General features: G+C 31.8%; 14 protein-coding genes. 2 read left to right on the top strand and 12 right to left on the bottom strand.

Annotated features, from left to right (window positions below):
- Positions 1-183: 183 nt before the first annotated feature.
- The 6 genes from GN138_RS06650 to GN138_RS06675 form a co-directional block, all read right to left on the bottom strand.
- Positions 184-5,028, bottom strand: a complete 4,845-nt coding sequence (locus GN138_RS06650) for a T9SS type B sorting domain-containing protein (RefSeq protein WP_157363013.1) — start codon at positions 5,026-5,028, stop codon at positions 184-186.
- Positions 5,029-5,436: 408 nt separating this feature from the next.
- Positions 5,437-7,218 (bottom strand): gliding motility-associated C-terminal domain-containing protein, encoded by a 1,782-nt coding sequence (locus GN138_RS06655; protein ID WP_157363014.1) that lies wholly within the window; start codon positions 7,216-7,218, stop codon positions 5,437-5,439.
- A 36-nt stretch (positions 7,219-7,254) separates the two neighbouring features.
- On the bottom strand, positions 7,255-9,696 hold the full coding sequence (locus tag GN138_RS06660) for a T9SS type B sorting domain-containing protein (protein WP_157363015.1): 2,442 nt from the start codon (positions 9,694-9,696) through the stop codon (positions 7,255-7,257).
- Positions 9,697-9,715: 19 nt separating this feature from the next.
- Positions 9,716-13,150, bottom strand: coding sequence for a T9SS type B sorting domain-containing protein (locus GN138_RS06665; protein ID WP_157363016.1), 3,435 nt, complete (start codon positions 13,148-13,150; stop codon positions 9,716-9,718).
- Between the two features lie 105 nt (positions 13,151-13,255).
- Positions 13,256-14,080, bottom strand: a complete 825-nt coding sequence (locus tag GN138_RS06670) for an ABC transporter permease (protein WP_157363017.1) — start codon at positions 14,078-14,080, stop codon at positions 13,256-13,258.
- Positions 14,081-14,155: 75 nt separating this feature from the next.
- Complete coding sequence (locus GN138_RS06675) at positions 14,156-15,058, bottom strand: ABC transporter ATP-binding protein (protein WP_157363018.1); 903 nt, start codon at positions 15,056-15,058, stop codon at positions 14,156-14,158.
- A gap of 135 nt (positions 15,059-15,193) precedes the next feature.
- On the opposite strand from GN138_RS06675, the gene GN138_RS06680 reads away from it, so the two are divergent.
- On the top strand, positions 15,194-16,267 hold the full coding sequence (locus tag GN138_RS06680; protein ID WP_157363019.1) for a hypothetical protein: 1,074 nt from the start codon (positions 15,194-15,196) through the stop codon (positions 16,265-16,267).
- Positions 16,268-16,717, top strand: a complete 450-nt coding sequence (locus tag GN138_RS06685; protein ID WP_157363020.1) for a hypothetical protein — start codon at positions 16,268-16,270, stop codon at positions 16,715-16,717.
- 58 nt (positions 16,718-16,775) lie between these two features.
- On the opposite strand, the gene GN138_RS06690 is transcribed toward GN138_RS06685, so the two are convergent.
- The 6 genes from GN138_RS06690 to GN138_RS06715 form a co-directional block, all read right to left on the bottom strand.
- Positions 16,776-17,291 carry an IS1096 element passenger TnpR family protein gene (locus tag GN138_RS06690; protein ID WP_157363021.1) on the bottom strand — a complete coding sequence of 172 codons (516 nt, stop codon included), beginning with the start codon at positions 17,289-17,291 and terminating at the stop codon, positions 16,776-16,778.
- A 25-nt stretch (positions 17,292-17,316) separates the two neighbouring features.
- The gene (locus GN138_RS06695; protein WP_157363022.1) at positions 17,317-18,333 is read right to left on the bottom strand and encodes a COX15/CtaA family protein; all 1,017 of its coding nucleotides are present in this window, start codon (positions 18,331-18,333) and stop codon (positions 17,317-17,319) included.
- Positions 18,330-18,785 (bottom strand): GNAT family N-acetyltransferase, encoded by a 456-nt coding sequence (locus GN138_RS06700; protein ID WP_157363023.1) that lies wholly within the window; start codon positions 18,783-18,785, stop codon positions 18,330-18,332. The genes GN138_RS06695 and GN138_RS06700 overlap by 4 nt, the downstream gene beginning before the upstream one ends.
- Before the next feature lie 3 nt (positions 18,786-18,788).
- Complete coding sequence (locus GN138_RS06705) at positions 18,789-20,201, bottom strand: CCA tRNA nucleotidyltransferase (protein WP_157363024.1); 1,413 nt, start codon at positions 20,199-20,201, stop codon at positions 18,789-18,791.
- Positions 20,202-20,330: 129 nt separating this feature from the next.
- Positions 20,331-21,011, bottom strand: coding sequence for an acylneuraminate cytidylyltransferase family protein (locus GN138_RS06710; protein WP_157363025.1), 681 nt, complete (start codon positions 21,009-21,011; stop codon positions 20,331-20,333).
- Position 21,012: 1 nt separating this feature from the next.
- Complete coding sequence (locus GN138_RS06715; RefSeq protein WP_157363026.1) at positions 21,013-21,717, bottom strand: sugar phosphate nucleotidyltransferase; 705 nt, start codon at positions 21,715-21,717, stop codon at positions 21,013-21,015.
- Positions 21,718-21,719 lie beyond the last annotated feature (2 nt).

A 21,719-nucleotide genomic window follows, 5' to 3' on the forward strand; every position in this document is an offset into this window, starting at 1 on the left:
AGAAGGTTCTTAATTTTGTAGCCTACTTCTTATTTTAAGTGATATAAATTATTTTAGTTAATAAATTAAATTTTGCTGTAAAAGAAAAAAAACTGCTAAACAACCAAAATAGGATATAGGTTATTTTTTAGCAGTTTTATTTTGAATAAAGTAATTAGAAAATATTAATCGCTGATGCTGGTTTTACCGTTTTAGTGTAAAATGTCCTTTTACTTCAAATGCAATACCACCACGTTGTACTTGAGCTACGTACCAATAATCACTTGAAGGCATTTTGTTACCATTGTAATAGCCATCCCAACCTGGAGTATTGGCATTTAATTGAGTTAGTAATTTTCCGAAACGGTCAAAAACGTTTATGGTGGTGCCTGGTAATGTTTCTATACCTACAACATGCCAAGTGTCAAAGGCACCATCGCTATTTGGTGTAAAGAATTTAGGGAAATCTACTACTAATACTTCTTTGGTAACATTGGCACAACCATTTAAATCTATAATAGTTACAGTGTGGTAACCCATGGCTACATTATCAAAATGATTAGATTCTTGTGGTTCAAAATCATCTAATTGGTATAAATAATTACCAATTCCACTTATGGTTACAGTAATGTTGTTTGGGTCTGAAAAGTCAACTATTTCTGTGGTTTCTATAGTTGCTGTTTCCGATTCAGATACGCCAAAATAACTTGTGTTTTCACAACCGTATTGCGTAGTAACTTTTACCCAATAGTTGCCAATTTCTGAAATTTCTATTTCAGGCGTAATTTCTCCTGTAGACCATAAGTAAGTATCTGTACTAATATTTGTATTGGCAGAAACCATTAATGGTTCGCTTTCTAAACAAATAACTTGGTTGTCTAAATCTATAACTGGTAGAGGATTAACTATAGTTGAGAAGCTAGTAATACTATAACAGCCAGTACTATTATTTTCTATACGCGCATAAATTGTTTCGTTATCGTATGCCATATAAGGAGAATCTAAAGCTGAATTATTTTCATTTGCTTGTAACTCTGAAGCATGATAAGTTACTGTATAGTTATTAGAATTTTGGCTACCTAAAACAGTCGGTGTTTGTTGCTCTAAGTTAAAATCCATTATACCATCAAAATCATCATCACAAGTTACTAAATCATTAGGTTGATGTGCTACAGGTATTGGATTTACATTAAGGTTAAACTTATAATATGTATTACAATGTGTTGTGCTATATTCTGTTCTTACATATAAAGTATCAAAATTGGTTTGATATGTATAATTAGTATCTAAAGCATTGGTATTTGCAATAGCATCGGTTTCGTTATCAAAATAGCTAAATAATACATTATAGTTAGAATCTCGGGCGGCTGCATTAATTTCAGTTAAATCTACTGTTTGCTCATCATTAGCACAGACATCAAATATTTGAAAATCATTAATAAGTGGTGGTTGATTCACAATTAACTCAATAGGAATTGTAACGTAGCAATTAGAAATTGTGTTAGTTACAGTCATATAAACTGTTTGTGGGTTAGATGTATTAGTATAGTTTTCTGGATTGGCAATTTCATTAATAGTAGCCTCAGAATCATTGTAGTTTTCATAGAAGCTTACCTCTAAATCTTCTTGTCTAATATCTAAAATGTTAGCTTGGGCAAAAGTTAAATCAAATTGTAAAGTGCCGTCTAAATCATCGTCACACTCCGTAAGCGAACCTGCAGGTAATACTTCTGGTGTACTAATAACATTAATTACAAACGATGTTATAGATTGACAAATAGTACCATTATCTATTTGCACATAGATTTGTTGTGGGTTTACTGTATTTTGAAATTGTAAAGGAATTTCATTTACATCATTTCTTGCATCTTCTTCGGATGTAAAGAATTTAACCGTTTGTATGTCGGGTATGCCAGCAGAAACCTCCGCTATTTTATCCGTAAAATCAAACATTGTAGAACCATCAATAACGCTGTCGTCACATGTTAATATGTTAGTTGGTTCATTGTAAGCAGGGTTTGTTCCTACTTCAATTGTAAATGAAGATGTTGTGTAACATGTTTCATCAGAAATATGATGAATTCTTACATAGATTTCTTGAGGATTACTAACGTTTTGGTAAATGCTAGTTTTATCTATAGCATTTACTTGATTATCTGCATCTGATTGATTGAGATAATAAGATACATCCATACCTGTTTGGCCACTTAAGGCTTCTTCATCTTTACTTTCAAAAATGAATTCGCCTATACCATCAGATTCGTCTTCACAAAAGTTAAGTTCGTTTATATAATTTGTTAAATCACCCACAAATGGTAGTTTATTAATGGTGATATCTAACTCTTCGATAGTATAACATCCTGTGATAGAATTTTCTACACGCATTAAAACAGTTTCGGATTGTGCATTGTAATTAGAAGTATTTGTAATTGCATTTTCATCTAATTGAGCATCTGTTAAGGTATTATGAAAAGTTACACTTCTATTTGGTACAGCTAATACTGAAGTAGGTATGCTGTAGTTTAGATTAATAATAGAAAATCCGTCTCTATCTGCATCACAAATAATAATATCTTCTGGTTTTTCACTTTCTGGAGCTGGTAAAACGGTAACTTCAATAGAGGTTGTGTCGTAACATTCTGTATCTCCAGAAATTATTCTTGTATATAAAGTAAACGGATTAGTTGTGTTGGTATAAAAATTAGAGTAGGCATTAGTATCATCTTCTGCATCTTGTGCAGTTGGGTAGTATTTTACATTATATAAATCTTCTTGGCCGTCAGTAACAGCAAAATCTAAGGTAGCTAATTCGGTAGAGGTAAAACCGTCTTGGTCATCGTCACATACATCTGTACTTACTGAGGAAGTAAACTCTACTATAGGATTAACCACTAATTGAAAATCAGAATCTTCACTACATGTACCACTTGTTATTGTGATGTAAATAGTTTGTGGATTACTTGTGTTTTCATATGGTAATGATTGGTTAATGGCATTTATTCCATTGTCTCTATTAGATTCTGAGGTATAGAATTCTACAGAAATATCTTCCATTTCGTTGATAATTACTTCAGAAATGTTTAAAAAATCGAATTGTTCAACGTCGTCATTACCTATATCACATAATGTTACATCTTCAATTACAGTACCAGTTAATAATAGATTAGTATGAATTTCAAGTGGTACAAGCGTAGCACAACCAGAATTGCTGTTTGAGACTCTTATGTACACCAGTTGTTGGTCTTCTGTTATATTTGCATAGTTTGTTTCATTAGTAATAGGATTGTCTCCTGTTTCGGCATCAGCAGCAGACTCATGAAAAGTAACGGTAACACCTGTTAGCCCTTCTAGAACATCTGGTAAAATAGAAGTTAAATCAAAAATAGCATAACCGTCGTGGTCAGTATCACAGGCATCCATATAGTGTGGTCCCATATTTACAACAGGACTTTCAAGTACAGAGATGTCTAATGTAGTTGTACTAATACAACCTGTGTCTTCATTTTGTACACTTACAAACAGTTGCTCTGTTGGGTTGGTGTTAGTATAAGGCATAGGATATGCGTTAATACCAGCAGCAGCATCACTTGCAGAACCATGATAAGTAACTATAAGACCTGATTGTGATAATGTTATTTCTGAATCCTTTAAAGCATTTAAGTCCATTGCTGTACTTCCGTCTGCAGTTTGGTCATCACAAACCTCTAATGGTGTTGGATCAGCAATAATTGGTAAAGAGTTTACAATTAAATCAAAAGAAGAAAAAGCTAAACAACCATTTATAGTGTCTTCTATTCTTACATAAATAGTTTCTGGGTTAGATGAATTTTGAATAGGAGCAGTAATTGCATTAAGATTATTTATTGCTTCGGCTTCACTATAATGGTAAGAAATAGTATAACTTGAAGCTGGTACAGAGGCTAAAACTTCAGAGTCTTTTGTAGTAAGATCAAAAGTTTCTACACCATCACCACTTAAATCATCACATAAGGAAAAATCAGAGATTGGATCTGCAGTCTGTGTAGAATTTAAAGTAATTTCTATATCATCTTCTATTATACAAGAACTACCTGCTAGTGGTAAAGAGATTTCTACACGGTAGTTACCACTTTGAGTAGCGGTTAATGTCGCTTGGTTTGCGCCAGAGATCTCTACATTATTAAAAAACCAAGAATAAGTAGCATTAGTATTTGCAATATTTCCGTCTAACTCGGCACTATTGGCGCAAGTTAAAATATCATCACCTAAATCTACCGATGCATCAAAACTATTACCTTCAATAAATACAGCCGAATCATAATTTTTATCGGTCTGGTCGGCAATGACTAATTTTATTTGGTATTGTACATTAGGTTGAATTGTTGCAATAGCAGATAATACACTGGTTCTTCCGTTATAATTTGTGTCTCCTACATTGTAACCTTCGAAATATTCTTCATTTGAAGCCGGACAAAACCCTACAATATCAGGATGCACTGTTGTTGTATTTACAGGCGTTGTTGTATCTGGAATTAAAGCAATATTTGTGTAAGGATCACCTGTACCACTTTCTCTAATTAAGAATGCAAAACCGTCACTATATTCACACGGAAAGTTACCAAAGTATTCTTCAGATGCTAATATGTAATTGAATTGAATTTGATTAGATATTGAGATAAAATCGAATTCTATTGAGGTTGCATTTAAAGTTCCAGAAATACCTAAAGCCGTTTCTAAGTCATTATCTGTAAGCCAAGTTTCGTCACCATCGTTTAGGATTTCATTGTTTTGACCGTTACCAGCAGCACTTGCGCTACCAGTGGTTAAAACAATACCATAATCAAATGGAAAGTCTGAAGCAGACTTTTCAAAATAGCCATAACTACCTACACCTATGGATGATCCATTTGAGGGAGATGAAATATTTGAAACTTCTACACAACCTTGAATAAGTGTGTTCTGTATTAAGCTTTGAGGTGAAACTGTATTATCTACGGTAACTTGTTGTGCATAAGAAATGCCACAAATTAAGCCCATAAATAAGCAGAGGGAGCGATTTAAATAAGTCATTTAGTTTCGGTTAAGGTTAACTGTTTTAGTGTAGGGTAGATTTGGGGCTAGCACGTACACGTATTATTTTGGCCGAAAATTAGAATAAATAAAGACGAAATACAAATTTATACGATGAAATACACTAAATGTTAACATTTGGTGTGCAAAAATTGATGAATTACTGAATAATAACTCCCTGAAACCTAATTTGATAGATTTTCTTGTAACCTCTATTTTTTGTAAAATGTAAGAAATACTTTCATTAAAAGACAAGTTTTTTAATTTTAAAAATTCGTAAACTTTGAGGGAAATTGTGATTAAAATAGGAGGGAATCAACAAAGCATATTTGTCAACTTGTATAAAGTTAAAGTAACTTACTTACTATTACAAAAAAATAAGCCAAACGGTTTAAAATTTTAACACTTTTAATAATTTACATAAACCCAGCCCATAAATGGTTTATAATTTGGGTCGTTAAGATTAAGAATATAGTAATATGTGCCTACAGGTACAGTTTTTCCTTTGTTGTTTAGACCTTTGTTTACAATACCATACCATGGTGTATTATTGTCTCCTTCGTATATAAGATTACCGTAACGATTATAAATTTGTAATTGGTGTTCTGTAAAAATGTCATACAAACCTTGAATATTAAACCAATCATTTAATGTATCATTATTTGGCGAAAAACCTTGAGGTATATATGGAGGACAATTTTCTATAATTAAATTAAATTGAAAAATTTCATAACAAGGCGGACTTGCTACACGAGCAAAAATAGTTTCTGGATAAAGAACATTGTTATAATCATAAGGAATGAGAATAGCATTAGAGTTAGATTCTAAATCTTCTAATGAGGTAAAGAATGTAATATCTTCTTCTGCAAAATCATAAATTTCTAAGGCTTCAAAAAGATTATAAGTAGAGGTTTCAAAACCTTCATTACACCCTATTATTGGAGATAATACTTCAATTTCTGGTATAACAAGTAATTCAACTTCAAATGAAATAAGATTGTTATCTTCATTAGTTTCTGTTACAATACCTGTCATGGTCCCATCATCATCCACAATTCCTGTAATTATAACGCTTGTATCTGCATCATCTGGTAAGGTTAATAATACGGTATTGTTTTCACTTCCATTAATTTCAATGTCATCATTTGTAAAAGTCTGCCCAATAAGCGTATTATTATAGTAAAACGCAATTGGTGTATTTGCTGGTAATACAGCTGTGCTATTTGTATTGTAAACAGTGTAAAATACTTCAATAGTGTTATCACCACAATTAACTATATAATCTTCAATTGTCAATGTAGCATCTGGTAGCTGACTATTTAATACTGTAATTACATTGTTTATCATTACAAAATCTTGACCAGATGTTAATGCTATTGTTGCAGAAGTATCTCCAATATTTATATTGTTTTGAATATTATAGACATCAATATCCATATTATACAAATCTGAAGCTCCTGTAAAAGAGTTTGTGCCGTTAAAGGCATTATTTGCAGGATTTAGTGGAAAATTACTAATAACACTTCCATTGATAGTCAATTGCTCATTAACAGCAATACCATTATCACCTTCCCATGCAACAAAGCCTATTTTAGCATCTTCGTTATCTAATACATTAAGATTGTCTAAGGTTATACTTAAAAAGGTTGGTACACTTTGTAAACCATCATATACGTTAAGTTGATTTAGAGGAAGTGTGTCTTCTTCGTAAATAATTGTAATCGCCCAACCACCAAAATTGGTACCTGTAGGACAGTAGGGTGAAATGATGCTGGTTAAATCAAAGTTAGAAATGGTATAATCTGTATTCCCTTGGTCAGTAATAATTGTTGTAACATCTGCAAAAGCAGCAAAAAAAACGCGGTCTGCGTCTAAAGCATCACTAAAAGTTCGTTCAGCAGAAACTTCAATATTATTTAAACTTATATTAAAATCTCCATTGCCAGAACCAGCCCAATATAAGTAAGCAGCAACTACATTTTGAGTGCTACTTAAATTTAAATTGGCGGAAGATGAGGTTAAAATTGTACAAGGTGCTATGAGTCCATTTTCAGCAGTATTCATGGTGTTTCCTATTGCAGTATAGTCGTAACGTCCATTAAATTGCTGGTATAGAGAAATATCTTGTGCACCAAGGTAGGTTGTTGAACACAAAACAATAAATAAGGCTATTTTTATTAACTTATTCAAAAGAATTAATTTATTAACTAAAAATACAATTTTTATTTAGCGTTTCAATGTAAAATGACCAGTTAGAATTCTACCATCTTCTAGTTTTACTTTAAACCAATAATCGCTTGTCGGCATGTTAGCACCATTAAACGTTCCGTCCCAACCAGGACTAAGAGGGTCTAACTCAGTTAATAATTTTCCGTAGCGATTAAAAATATAAACAACTGTATTAGATTGAAATTGACTAGAAATACCACTAATACTCCAAAAATCATTATTGTCATCATTATTTGGTGTGAAAAATTTAGGGAAACCAATTACTGATACCAACTGGTCTTCAATTCCACAATTATTTTTGTCTCTAACATAAACGGTATGTAAACCAGGTGTTATATTATTAAATGTATTAGAAGCTTGATAGGGACCTTCAATAATATCTAGAGCAAATTCATAATCACCATTGCCATCTACTGAAACAATAATGGAATTATTTTGTGAAGCGTCTGTTACTTCTATATTAGATATAGTTGCGATGTTAGAAGGCAAAACAGTTATTGTTCTGTCTTTATAACAACCGTGAGAATTTGAAACACGCACGGTGTAAGTACCAGCAGAATTTACTTCAATTTCCATGGTAGTTTCTCCTGTAGACCATAAATAATTGTAATTGTTAGGGATGTCATCAATAACTCCACCATGCAAAGTTGTGGTTTGTGGCGCTAAGTTTTCGCAATAAATAGCTTGGTCAGTTATTTCAATATTTGGTAATTCAAAAACAGAAAGCTCAACTTCGCTTATTCCGTAACAAGCATTTTCATTTTCTACACGAGCATAAATGGTTTGATTGTACGCTATAGTATTTGTAAATGTTGCACTGAGTGGGTTTTCTTCTATTAATGCATCGTTATAAGTTTCATAGTATGTAAGGTCTAAACCAGTAGGTGTACCTAATAAAATATCATTGCTAATGTCGTTAAGGTTAAATTCCATTAAACCATCTTCAATACCATCTATATCACAAAGTTCTATACTAGCGTTATTGGAAGCTGTAGTGCTAACTTCTAAAGAAATTTCACTATAATTAATACATCCTGTTGCAGGATTAGAGACTCTTGCATATACAATTTGAGGATTGAAAAAGTTCTCAAAAGAATTGCCATCTATTTCATTTGCTTGGTTTTCTGCATCTATTTGACTCAAATAATATTCTATTTCTGAGTTTTGTGCACTATTTGTAATAGCATCATATGCTTCGGTAATATTAAAGGTAGTGAAGCCTTCTGGTATACCGTCTTCATCGCATTGTAAAAGTGATACATTATTTGCTATTGGTTTAGGTAATACTTCAATATTAAAAGACGTAAAGCCTATACAACCCAAATCCAAATCTTGAATTCTAACAAATATTTCAGTTGGTGTAGGTGCAGAATTTGAATAATTAGTTGGAAGTGAAGATGTAGCTGCCTCTGCATCTGCTTGACTTAAATAATAACTAATATCATAATTTGCATTGGTAATTCCGTCAACAATTTCTTGGCTTTTAAGGTTAAAATCAAAAGTAGATAAACCATTTTGATCGTCACCATCTGTGTCGTCATCGCAGATTTGATAATCGGTTGGCGTATTAAAATTAGTTAAAGCTGTAACTATAATTTCAAATTGATTAATAATATAGCAATTTGTTGTTGTATTTTCTATTCTAACAAACAAATTCTGAGTACTTGATGTGTTGCTAAAAATATCACCTAAAGGATTGGCATTTATGGTTGCATCACTTTCTGATAAATGATAACTCACCACAACATCAGATTCACCGTTAATGATATCTTGTGTTAATTGCGTGAAATCAAATTCTCTTAGCGTATCATTATAAGGTGCATCATCATCACAAATTTCAATTGTTGGTAGCTCTGTAGAAGTAGAGTTTCCTAGTAGAGGATTAGAAGGTGCATCTGGAAAAGTGGCTGTTCCAGTCCATTCTATAGAAAAAGGACTGTTACCAATAGGTCTATCGATTACAATAAAGTAGCTTTCACCTGCTAATACATCTATAGCACTTACAAAACTGTTGCCATTTTGCCCTGGACCTTCTGTTGTTTCAGTTTCAGAATTACTTAAACCAGTTAAGTTATTACTTTGATTGGCTGCAGCAGGATTTGTTGTAGAACAACGTATGGCTTGTCCAATATTACCACAACTTACATTTGGGCCAAAAATAAAGAAGTCATAATCTTCATTAATACTTGTGCTACTTGGAGTTAGAGTAAAGGCCAAAGTGCCGTCGGTTGCAATATTAACAACTAACCATATACTGTTATTTTCTTGACTAGAGCACGTGTTAGAGTTGCTAAGTTCTTGTGTTCCAATACCATCTACATCTAAGCTAAAACTAGAGTTACCACAAACGGTAACTGCATTAACACAATCATTAGGTTGTTGTGCAAAAATTAATAAATTGAAACAAAAAAAGAGGGTAAATGTTAAGGTTGATTTCAATGTAAATTAGAGTTTAGGGTTATCGCTTTAGGGTAAAATGATTGGTGTAAACTCGGCCATCTTCTAACGTTACTTTAAACCAATAATCGCTTGTAGGCATGTTGTGGCCGTTGTACATACCATCCCATCCAGCACTTAAAGGGTCTAATTCTTTTAAAAGTTTACCGTATCTATCAAAAATATAAATTATTGCATTGGCTTCAAATTGTTCTGTAATACCATATACTTGCCAAAAGTCATTTACAGTATCATTATTAGGTGTAAAAAACTTAGGAAAACCTATAACGGAAACTAGGTCTTCGGTGATTCCGCATTCATTTTTATCTCTTACATAAACGGTATGTAGACCAGGTAAGACATTGCTAAACGTATTGCTGTTTTGGTAGGTACCAAATTCATTGTCTAGTGCGTATTCATAATCACCTTCACCTGTTACAAATACAGAAATAGAATTGTTTTCTGAAGCATCAATAACCTCAATATTTGTTATGGTAGCAATATTTGAAGGTAATACGGTTACCGTTCGGTCTTTAAAACAACCGTTTGTGTTGGTAACTCTTACGGTATACACTCCGGCTTCACTGATTTCAATTTCAGAGGTTGTTTCTCCTGTAGACCACAAATAATAATAGTTATTTGGTATATCTTCTAATACACCTCCAGTAAGTATTATTGTTTCGGGATATGTATTTAAACAATATTTAGTTTCTGCAATTGTTTCAATATTTGGTAGTGTAAATACAGTTAATGCTATTTCACTAATTCCGTAACATGCGTTTGCATTTTCTACACGTCCAAAAATGGTTTGATTATAAGGTGTTGTATTGGTATAATTATTACTCAGAGGATTATTCTCTAACAAAGCATCTTCGTAGGTTTCATAATAACTTAAATCTAAACTAATCGTTGTGCCAGCCAAAATTGCGGCATCAGCATTAGATAAATTGAAGGTTGCAAAACCATCTTCTGTACCATCATCATCGCACAATTCTAAATTTGTGTTATTAGATGACGTTGTACTCACTTCTAACGAAATTTCACTATAATTAATACAATCTGAATTTAAATCGGCGACTCTAGTATATATGATTTGCGGATTATAATAATTTTGAAAGGCATTAGCGTTAACGGCATTTTCTTGGTTTTCTGCATCTAATTGAGTTACGTAGAATTCTACTGAATAATCTGTTGCACTATTTGTAATATCGTCTAAATGATTATTTAAATTAAATGTTGTAAAACCTTCTGGGATGCCATCTTCATCACATTGTATTATAGATATATCATTAGCAATAGGAATAGGGTTTACCTCTAAATTAAAACTAAGTGTACTATAACAATCTGCATTTAGAATATTCTCAATTCTTACAAAAATAGTTTCGTTAAATGCAGAAGAATTACTGTAATTTATTGGTAGGGCAGAAGTTTTAGTATCAGCATCGTCTTGAGATAAATGATATGTAATTGAAGTGTTAGTTATATCTTGTTCTCCAAAAATACTAGATTCTAAATCGTTAAAATTAAAAGACCCAATACCATCATTTGGATTGTTGAGGTTATCACAAATTTCAATTGTATTTAAATCTGAAATTTGTGGCACGTTAAACACTTCTAAATTAAATGAATTAATGTCGTAACAATTAGGGTTTTCCAAATTATCTACTCTAACAAAAATAGTTTGAGGATTAGTTAGATTAATATATGGAAATACTATTTCATTTTCACCAGAATTGGCGTCTTCTTCATTTTCAAAATAATGTACCTGATATATTGAAGTATCTTGGTCTAGTAATGCTTCTGAATCTTTGTCGCTAAAATTAAAACTTTGAAATCCATCATTATTAGAATCATCACAAACTTGTATATCTGTAAGCGGATTAGCAACAGGAATATCAAAAACACCAACAACAGCACTCCCTTCTATTGGGCAATCTCCATTATTAGGTTCAATATAAACTTCGTAATATCCAGGTGTATCTATATATAATTGTGATGACGTTTCGGTTAAAGGGGTATTATTAAAAGACCATGTATAATCTGCTCCAGTTATATTAGTGGCAACTAAAGTATAGTCGTCACCTGTACAAAGTTTAAGTTCGGTAGTACTAATACCGTTATTAATGATATCAATTTCGGTATTAAATAAAGACTGGATAAATGGAGGAAGCCCAATACGACTTTTAGTGGATGAAGGCAATGCTACACCTTGAGCATTATATATAACATCTTGGTAATCAGCTTCAGGATTTGTAATAACTCCTAGATATGTTCCTGAATTGCTTTGGTCATTAAAATCAAATTGCGCTCTATAAATTTTTCCGTCTATACCTAATTGAATTGCTGCAGCGCTATATTGACCTGCATTTGGCGTACTAATAGTGCCTCTAGAGTTTGTAATGTGATTGTTGTCTCCATCTAAATCCCATTGGATTATAGAACTTTCTCCAAAACCACCAGCACCTTCAGCAACTGTGGCGTAGACTTTTTTATTATTTGCAGAAAATTCTACACCATAAGGGCTATCTCCTTCCGAAGGGCTGTATAGTTCTAAAGGATTAGAGACTTCACCTGTTGCAGAATTAAAGTCAAATAAATAAACACCTCCAGGTGCATCTTGACCAGCTATATTGGCTTCAAAACCATGATGTGCTACAACCAATTTTGAACCATCTGGTGAGGCTTTAATATAACCCAAGGCATTTTTTCTATAACCTGTTGTTGGTACTAATGGCCCAGTTGTTGAAATTGTTGGCTCTATTGAATTACCAGCTTCATCAACTAAAACACCATTTTCAGTTATTTTAAAAGCATAGAATTTATCTGTAAAATGTGTAATTACCCAAAAAGAAGTACAATCATCCGCTTTAACAGCAGTAATTTTTTCAGAACATTTAAGTTCAGATTCTAGCTGATCATTAATGTCATAGGTTATGAGTGGTACGTTTTTCTCTGTGGCATCTACAGCTCCAAAACCACCATTTTCGCTCATATCTACTTTAGAGTAGGTTAAACCATCATTGACACCATCTCCATCAATTTCACCCACAAAATCAGGATTTGATGTATTAAAATGATGTGGTTCATCTACAGTAAATATGTAATAAACATTTGGGTCTTGAGGTTTTGGAACAATAAGACCAGAAGATGTACTAGAAGGGTCGCCTTTTAATCCGGTTCCATTCTGCATGATTTGATGAACTCCTCCAACAACATTTGTTCCGCTCCAAACAGTTATACCGTCAGAATAAAATAATAGATTTCCATCCGCATCAGAAATAGACGTACAGCCTTCTAAAGTATTAATTTGTCCACCAGTAATCGCTGTAACAGAACCATTTTCGGCATTAAATTGTAGGCCTGCATTTTGCCCAAAATACCAAAATGAAGCTTCATTTTGAGTAAATAGTTGGAGACTAGTAATTATTAATATAAAAACTAAAATTTTCTTTTTCATAACAGCTTAATGTGCAGCAAACACATAATGTGTACAAGATATGATTAGAAATTTAATTCTAAAAATTTTTTAACTACACATTAATAAGCAACACTGCTAAAGCTATTATAAATCTCTCTTTTTTAATAATTGATACGATAAAGAGACAAAAATAGCTGTCCAACCTAATACAATAACAATCTCGTACCAATGTACAGCATAGTCGTACATCATATCTGTTTTATCAGGGAACTTTGTCATTACAATTCTTTGAATAGGTTGGTTTATAAGGTTCCACATAGATTGTAGTGGCATAAAGTTATGTACTCCGTCTGCTATTGATTCAGTTAATTTCCATCTCATTAGTCCGTAAGTAATGCTTTCTGTAATGTATAACAAGAATAAAAAACCTAAGGCAAATGCAGACCGTTTTACTAGCATACCTAAAAATAAACATAGACTAAAAAAGCCGACTAATTTTACAAAATATGCCAATAAGAATTCAACTTCTCTAAAGACAATTGAAGCCTCTGTATAGCTAGAATAGTATAACCCAATAAAATATGTTGCCAAACCTATTAATAGTGTAGCACAAAGGGAGAAAAATACTATAGTGTAAAATTTAGATAGAATAAATTCCTTTTTACTTAACCCATCAATAAGATTTTGTTTTAGTGTTTTATTACTGTACTCATTGCCAATCATGCTAACCACAACAATAGCAAAGAAAAATTTAAATTGAGCGGCAAAAAAGGTGGTAACATGCCAAATAATTGGAAAGTTAAAAATACCGAGTTCACCCAATTCTAAAGTAAAAAAACCAAAGAAATTAATTTTAATGGATGAAAGAATTAATACTGTAAAAGGTAAAATAAATGAAATTATAATTAAGACTCTACTGGCTTTATTTAGCCAAAGTTTTTGTAATTCGAGTTGAATAAGACGTAACATATTTTGGTTGGTTTTATTAGTTTTTATTCTGAAATGCTTTCAAATATCAATTTCAGAATTATAGAATGATAATGATTAGTTTTCTTGGCCGTCAGTTAATTGTAAGAATTGCTCTTCTAAACTTTCTTTTCGTTTCACCAAATGAGATAGTAAAATGCCTTTTTCAAACATTAACTTATTAAAATCTGAGGCTGACATAGGCTCACTTAAAAACGCTGTGATTAATTCGCCTTCAACTTTAACTTTCTCAATTTTAGCATGAGATTCTAAAATATTAACTAATTCTTGGTGTTTTTCTGCTTTTAATTCAAAGAAACCATGACTATTAATCATTTCATCTACACGACCAGAATATAATTTTTCACCCTTACGTAAAACTACCACATGCGAGCACACTTTTTCTACTTCATCTAATAAATGCGAAGCCAATAAAATAGTGGTGCCATTTGCAGCAATATCCTTAATTATTTGACGTATTTGGTGAATACCTTGAGGGTCTAAACCATTTGTAGGTTCATCTAAAATTAAAATTTCAGGATCATTAAGAAGGGCAGAAGCAATAGCTAAACGTTGTTTCATACCTAAAGAATAGGTTTTGAATTTATGTGTTTTTCGGTCTAATAAACCAACAATTTCTAGTTTTTCATCGATTTTATTTTGAGGAACGCCTTTAATTTTACAGACTAATTTTAGGTTCTGTTCAGCCGTCATATAAGGGTAAAAATTAGGCCTTTCAATAATAGCGCCAACTTGCTTTAACGCATCATGTGTGCTGGTTGTTCCGTTAAACCACTGAAAGTCGCCTTGTGTTTTGTTTACAACATTTAGTACAATGCCTAATGTGGTAGATTTTCCGCTTCCGTTAGGTCCTAATATACCGTAAACGTTACCCTTGTTTATGGTAAAGCTTAAGTCTTTTACAGCAGTTAGATAGCCAAATTTTTTAGTAAGATTATTAATGGTAAGTATTGGTTCCAAAATAATTGAGTTTAGAAATACCTAAAATTTACGATGTACTCAAAGTAATTGCTAGATATTGATTGGTTATGTAAGTATGACGAAAGAGGTGTTTATTTGTTACAATAATTTAAATAAAACTATTAAATTTAGAGAATGAATGAAGATTTAAAGATATCAAAAAAGAAACCGACATATCCTGTGTCTGAGAAACTAGATGCCTATTTAACGCATTATAGAAGAAATATAAATTTACCAATCTATTACGATGATTTATTGCGTTTTCAGGGCTCTATTGTTGTGTACGATAAAAATGATGTAGACACACTTTGGGTGCGTGTTTATTATAATGATTATGAGCGCGATGAAATTGACTTAAGTTTAAAAAAAGTATATTCTAGTTTAGTTTCTGATGGTAGTGAAGGTATTTTAAAATATTTAAGCGTAGATGCAATTGACTTTTGTACGTTTGGAAACTCCAAACCTTTTAGAGTTAAAGTTAGAAACATTTTAAACGATAATTACACTTATTTTTATATTAAAAAAGCGGATGCATCACGTATTTATGGTTTAGAATTAGAACATATGTTATCGCCACATAGTTTAAATTTTTTAGTGTGTAAAGAAACCTTAATTGAAGAGCATATAGCTGGTATTCCTGGCGATGAGTTTATAAAAAAAATGTTGCCAGATTGTAGCTCTTCTGAAAAATCACAAATAGCAAAGGAGTTTGTGAAATTTAATGAGCGTTGTATGATAAGGCTCCTGGGAGATATGCGATCGTATAATTATGTATTTGTTCCTATTCACGATTTTGACCAAGTGGTATTTAGAATTAGAGCCATTGATTTTGATCAACAATGTTACGAAGGCAATCTAAAAATATATAGACCTCAATTTTTTAAAGAGAATTTTAAGATGGTAGAATTGGTGAAAGAAAGAATACAGAAAGAATCGGTTGATCAATATAAAATTGAAGAGCGTTCTATAGTTGCAAAAAGAATGTTGAGTTATAAAAACCGTTTAAGACGTGTTTTGGATTGCATGGATAACGATAAAATATCTACTGATGAGCATATTGAATTACTTAAAACTCAAATTTTTAATTACACACATGATGTTAATTTTAAGAAAAGTAAAAATATGGGTGAAGTGTTAAAATATGCACTAGATTTTGTTAAACGAAATTATGAAGGTGTTGGTTTAAAACAATTAAAAAATTCTATTTAAATGTTTGATGTTTTAGCTGAGTTACTTTATTGTAGGGAAGACTATAAATATAGGAAACGCTTAAAAGCTAGACGTAAATTTGAAGATGAAAATAATTTACCAAGAAAAATTATAATACATCCAGTTTGGAGACTTATATTCATTGTGGTGCTTGTTATTGTTATGGTAAGATTAATTGTTGGTTTTATTTTTGTTTCTGATAATGGTTTAAAACAGACTTCAAAACAAATATTAGTAATTAATGAAATTTTAGAAAAAGAAAAACAGGCTATTGGTAGTTATCCTCAGGAATTAAAAACAATTATTAGAAATAATCCACTACGGAAACATATAACAAAAGATTATTGGGGCAATGAATTTTTTTACCAACAATTAGATAATGGTCAATCTTATATTTTAATTTCTAATGGTAAAGACGGTATTTTAAAAACGGAAGATGATATAAAGTAAAAACTTGCCGAAATAATTAATTAAGGCAAGTTTTTTACTTTTATAATAGTGTTATATTTTAGTTCCAATTCTCATCAAAATTGAGATTGTCATAATCATCTAAATCAAAATCATCATCAAATTCATTGAAGTCTTCATCCGCTTCCGCTTCAAATATTTTTTCGGGTGCTTCATCTGGTATTTGCCCATGTACGTACATTAGGTTAGGGTAGTCAGTGCCTTCAGCTTCTTCTACTATTTCTCCTAATTCTACGTAGAACGTCCACATATTCATAAAATCGTAAACATAGATTAATCTGGTAGAAGCTTCGTGTACTACATCATTAATAATGGTAGTTGCCATCATTTTAACTTCATTGCCAGCTTCACTCATATCCATCATTGCAATTTCTTCACCTTGATTCCACTGTTCATCACTAACATAAAATGAAGCCATTTCCATTCCGTTAAACCCAAAAGATTGGGTAATAACATTATGTAAATCTTCCATAGTGTCTCTTTCGCGTATCTCAATATCGCGAAACACATCATCTTCCGTATCGTTATCTAGGATAATTCTAAATCTATAAATCATACTGCAAAGTTAATAGATTTTTTAATTATTTACTGAAGCGATGTAAAGTAAATATCATGGCGCTTAATAAAATAAAGGCGCCTACTTGATGCAATACACCCAACCAAACCGGAACCGCTAACAGTAAGGTTAAAACACCTAATAAAAATTGAATACCAACCATAATTAGTAAGATGTTAATACCTTTCTTTTGGTATTTGGTTGTAGCTGCTTTGTTTCCTTTGTACCAAAGGGCAAGGATTAAAATTGCAACAACATATGCTAAGGTTCTATGTACAAACTGTACTCCACTTTTTCCTTCTAAGAAGTTGAGGTATGTTGGATTTTGTTCTATAAAAACGGTTTCGTGAATCCATTTACCTTCATTCATTAATGGCCAATGATTATGAATCCATCCTGCATCTAATCCTGCCACAAAGGCACCATATATAATTTGAATAATAAGAATTACTAAGCTCCATCTTATAAAATTTCGTAATTTTTTATCAATGACTTTTTTATGTGGAAATATTAAATCTAAAGCTACCCAAAATGTATAGGCAAAGGTTAAAAAGGCGGTAGTTAAATGTGCTGCTAACCTGTAATGACTAACATCTGGTCTATCTACCAAACCACTTTTTACCATGTACCAACCAAGAAACCCTTGAAATCCTCCCATTATTAATAGAATAGTGGCTTTTTTTATCGTTGATTTTGAAAGGCGTTTTTTTATTAAGAAATAAACAAAAGGAATAAAAAAGACTAAACCAATAAAACGGCCAATCACTCTATGAATCCATTCCCAGAAATAGATATCTTTAAATTCTTCAATTGTAAAATGATTATTTAGTTTTTGGTACTCTGGATATTGTTTGTAAAGTTCAAAGGCTTCATTCCATTCTACCTCATTCATTGGTGGAATTGTACCAGATATTAATTTGTAATTTGAAATAGATAAACCAGAATGCGTTAATCTAGTTATACCACCAACAACAACCATGATGAAGATTAAAATGCAACCTGTTAGTAGCCAATAAATTACGGTTTTGTTTTCTTTTTTCATCTTTTTATTTTTTTCTCAAAGCACAAACTATTTTTAACACCTTTATATTGACCATAGTTTGGAATAATTTGATAAGCATTTGTTTTGTAAAACGCAACAGCCTCTTGTTGTCTAATTCCGGTTTCTAGGATACATGACGAATAGTTTAATTCTTTAGCCCAATCTTCTAGTTCCAATAGTACTTTTGTAGCAATGCCCTTATTTCTTGCTTGTGTAGTCGTAAACATTCGTTTCACTTCAACACTGTTTTCATTATATTTTTTAAAAGCTCCACAAGCAGATGGTTTTCCATCTAAGTAGGCAATAACAACATGTTTTAGTGCCTTTATAGAATTAAACTGATTATAAAAATTGTGCTCATCACCATCTGTTGTTTTTAGATAAGCATCGAGTTGCTTAACTAAAAATATAAAATCTTCATTTTCTGCATTGGATCTAATAATTTTTATCATCTTTTAAGATGTTTCAAGTCCTAATTGCTTCCCTTTTTCTAACATCAATTCAAAAGCAGCTTCATGCTCATTAGGGATTTCTCCTTCTAAAATAGCTTCTTTTATAGCTTCTTTAATAATACCAATTTCTCTTGAAGGTTTTAAGTTGAAGGTTTTCATAATTTCTTCACCTGTAACTGGTGGTTGAAAATTACGCACCTGATCACGTTCTTCTACTTCAATAATTTTCTCTCTTACTTTTTTGAAATTATTGTGATATTTCTTGAATTTTTTTGGATTTTTGGTTGTGATATCTGCTTCACAAAGCGTCATTAAATCGTCTACATAATCACCAGCATCAAAAACCAAACGTCTAACTGCAGAATCCGTAACATCGGTTGCTAATACAATTGGTCTAGAACTCATAAAAACCATCTTCTGTACAAACTTCATCTTGTCATTTAATGGCATTTTTAAACGTTTAAATAGTTTGTAAACCATTTTTGAGCCTACAAATTCGTGCGCATGAAAGGTCCAACCAATTTTTTTCTGGAACTTTTTAGTTGGTGCTTTTCCTATATCATGCAACAGAGCCGCCCAACGTAACCAAAGGTTGTCCGTTGTTTTGGCAATATTATCTACAACCTCTAAAGTGTGATAAAAATTATCTTTGTGCCGTTGTCCTTCAATTTCGTCAATGCCTTTTAATGCTGTTAACTCTGGAAGTATGTATTCTAAAAGTCCTGTTTTTTCTAAATGAATAAACCCAATTGAAGGTGTCTTACTTTCAAGAATTTTATTGAGTTCTACAACAATACGTTCTTTAGTGATAATCTTTATACGTTCTTTATTATCTGCAATGGCTTTAAGAGATGCGTCTTCAATTTTAAAGTTTAATTGTGTTGCAAAACGTATTGCACGCATCATTCTTAGTGGATCATCACTATACGTAATGTTTGGGTCTAAAGGTGTGCGAATAATTCCCTTATCTAAATCACTAAGTCCATTAAATGGGTCTAATAACTCTCCGAAATTATTTTCATTTAAACTTAAGGCTAAAGCATTAATAGTGAAATCTCTTCGGTTTTGGTCGTCTGCTAAAGTACCGTTTTCAACAATAGGATTTCTACTGTTTTCGTTATAGCTTTCTTTACGTGCGCCAACAAATTCAACTTCAATATCCTCGTAACGTAACATCGCTGTTCCGTAAGTTTTAAATACTTGAACTTTTGGTTGATTAGGTAAATTTTTAGCCACTTGTTTGGCCAATTCAATTCCGCTACCAACAGCAACCACATCAATATCTTTAGCATTGCCACGTTCTAATAAATAATCGCGCACAAAACCACCAATGACATAACAATCTACATGTAATTCTTCAGCAGATTGTGTGATGTATTTAAAAATATTGTGTTTTAAGGCTTGTTTGTGGTTCATATGATAATTGAATCAACAGAAATTCTTCAAATTAATTGAAAAAAATACTGTTTTTTTTAGCTGTGCAAAGATACAACACAAGGCTAATCTAATAAAATGAATAACAAGCTTTTTAGACTGTTTTAACGATTAAGAATCTTGAAGGTAAAATTCGGCTATTTTCCAATCTAAAAGTGTGTCTAAATCTAAAGATGTTTCTTCAGACATTACGTATTTTTTCACCTTGCTAAAGGTTTTCATCTTTTGTTGTCTCAAAGAATTTGAATTTATAACGTAAATAGCACCATTAAATTCCCAAACATCTGGGCAATCTTGTCTCCTAGTATAGTTGCCTTCTTTAGATGGTTTTAAATAACCGTTGTGCTCTTCGTATAAATTATAATACGGATTTGCAGAAGCTTGTTTAGCCGAAACTACCATGTCTATTGAGTTATTGTACAATTCTATACAATCTTTTACTTGCTGTATAGTTCTAAATGGAGACGTTGGTTGTAATAGTAAAATGGCATCATAGCTTTTGTTATTTAACGTTTCATAAGCGTCTAAAGCATGTAAAATTACATCTCTAGAGTTGGCTGTGTCTGTAGCTAATTCTGCAGGACGTTTAAACGGTACTTCTAGCCCTAAAGTTGTGGCAACCTCAATAATTTCATCACTATCTGAGGTAAAACAAATATCTTTTATATCTGCAATTTGTTTTGCTATATCTATGCTGTAGGCTATGAGCGGTTTTCCGTTTAAAAGCTTAATATTTTTTTTAGGAATACCTTTACTTCCGCCTCTTGCAGTAATGACAACTAAAAAATTCATGTTACAATTTTAGGTTTTTTATATCGTTTTGTGCTTTTTTGAAATCTTCAGGACTACCAATATCTAACCAATACTCTGAAATTGAATAATTAGATATTTGTTTCCCATTTGTTAGCAGGATTTTAATTAAATCTGTAGCATCAAAAAATGTATCATCTGGAATAAAATCGATGCATTGGCGCTTAAATAAATATATGCCTGCATTTAAATTATAGGTATAATTGTGTTTTGGTTTTAAGTTTGTTACTAGACCTTTTTTAGTTTCAATAATATCATGCGGAACCTTAATATTGTATGGTACAGTTGCAATTAAAGCATCACTTTTGTTTGATAAAAATTGATTAAAAAGCGCTTCAAAATTTATGGTAGTTAATAAATCTGAATTCATTACTAAAATATAATCATTATAAAGATTCTTCATTAATTTTAAAGCACCAATTGTACCTAAAGATTTAGATTCTGTAATAAAATTAAAATTAATTTGATGCGGATTATTTGTTTTAAAGTAATCTATTATCTGTTCTTTTAGATAGTTAACAGAAATATTAATTTCTTTTATTTGCTGTGATGCAAGTAAATCAATGTTGTATTCAATAATAGGTTTGTGTCCTATTTTTAATAGTGGTTTAGGCGTGTTTTGGGTTAGCGGCATTAAGCGATTTCCCTTTCCGCCCGCCATTATTACAACATCTAATTTCTGGTACATTA

The sequence above is a fragment of the Winogradskyella endarachnes genome (assembly GCF_009741275.1).
In the GTDB taxonomy this organism is placed as follows: Bacteria; Bacteroidota; Bacteroidia; order Flavobacteriales; family Flavobacteriaceae; genus Winogradskyella; species Winogradskyella endarachnes.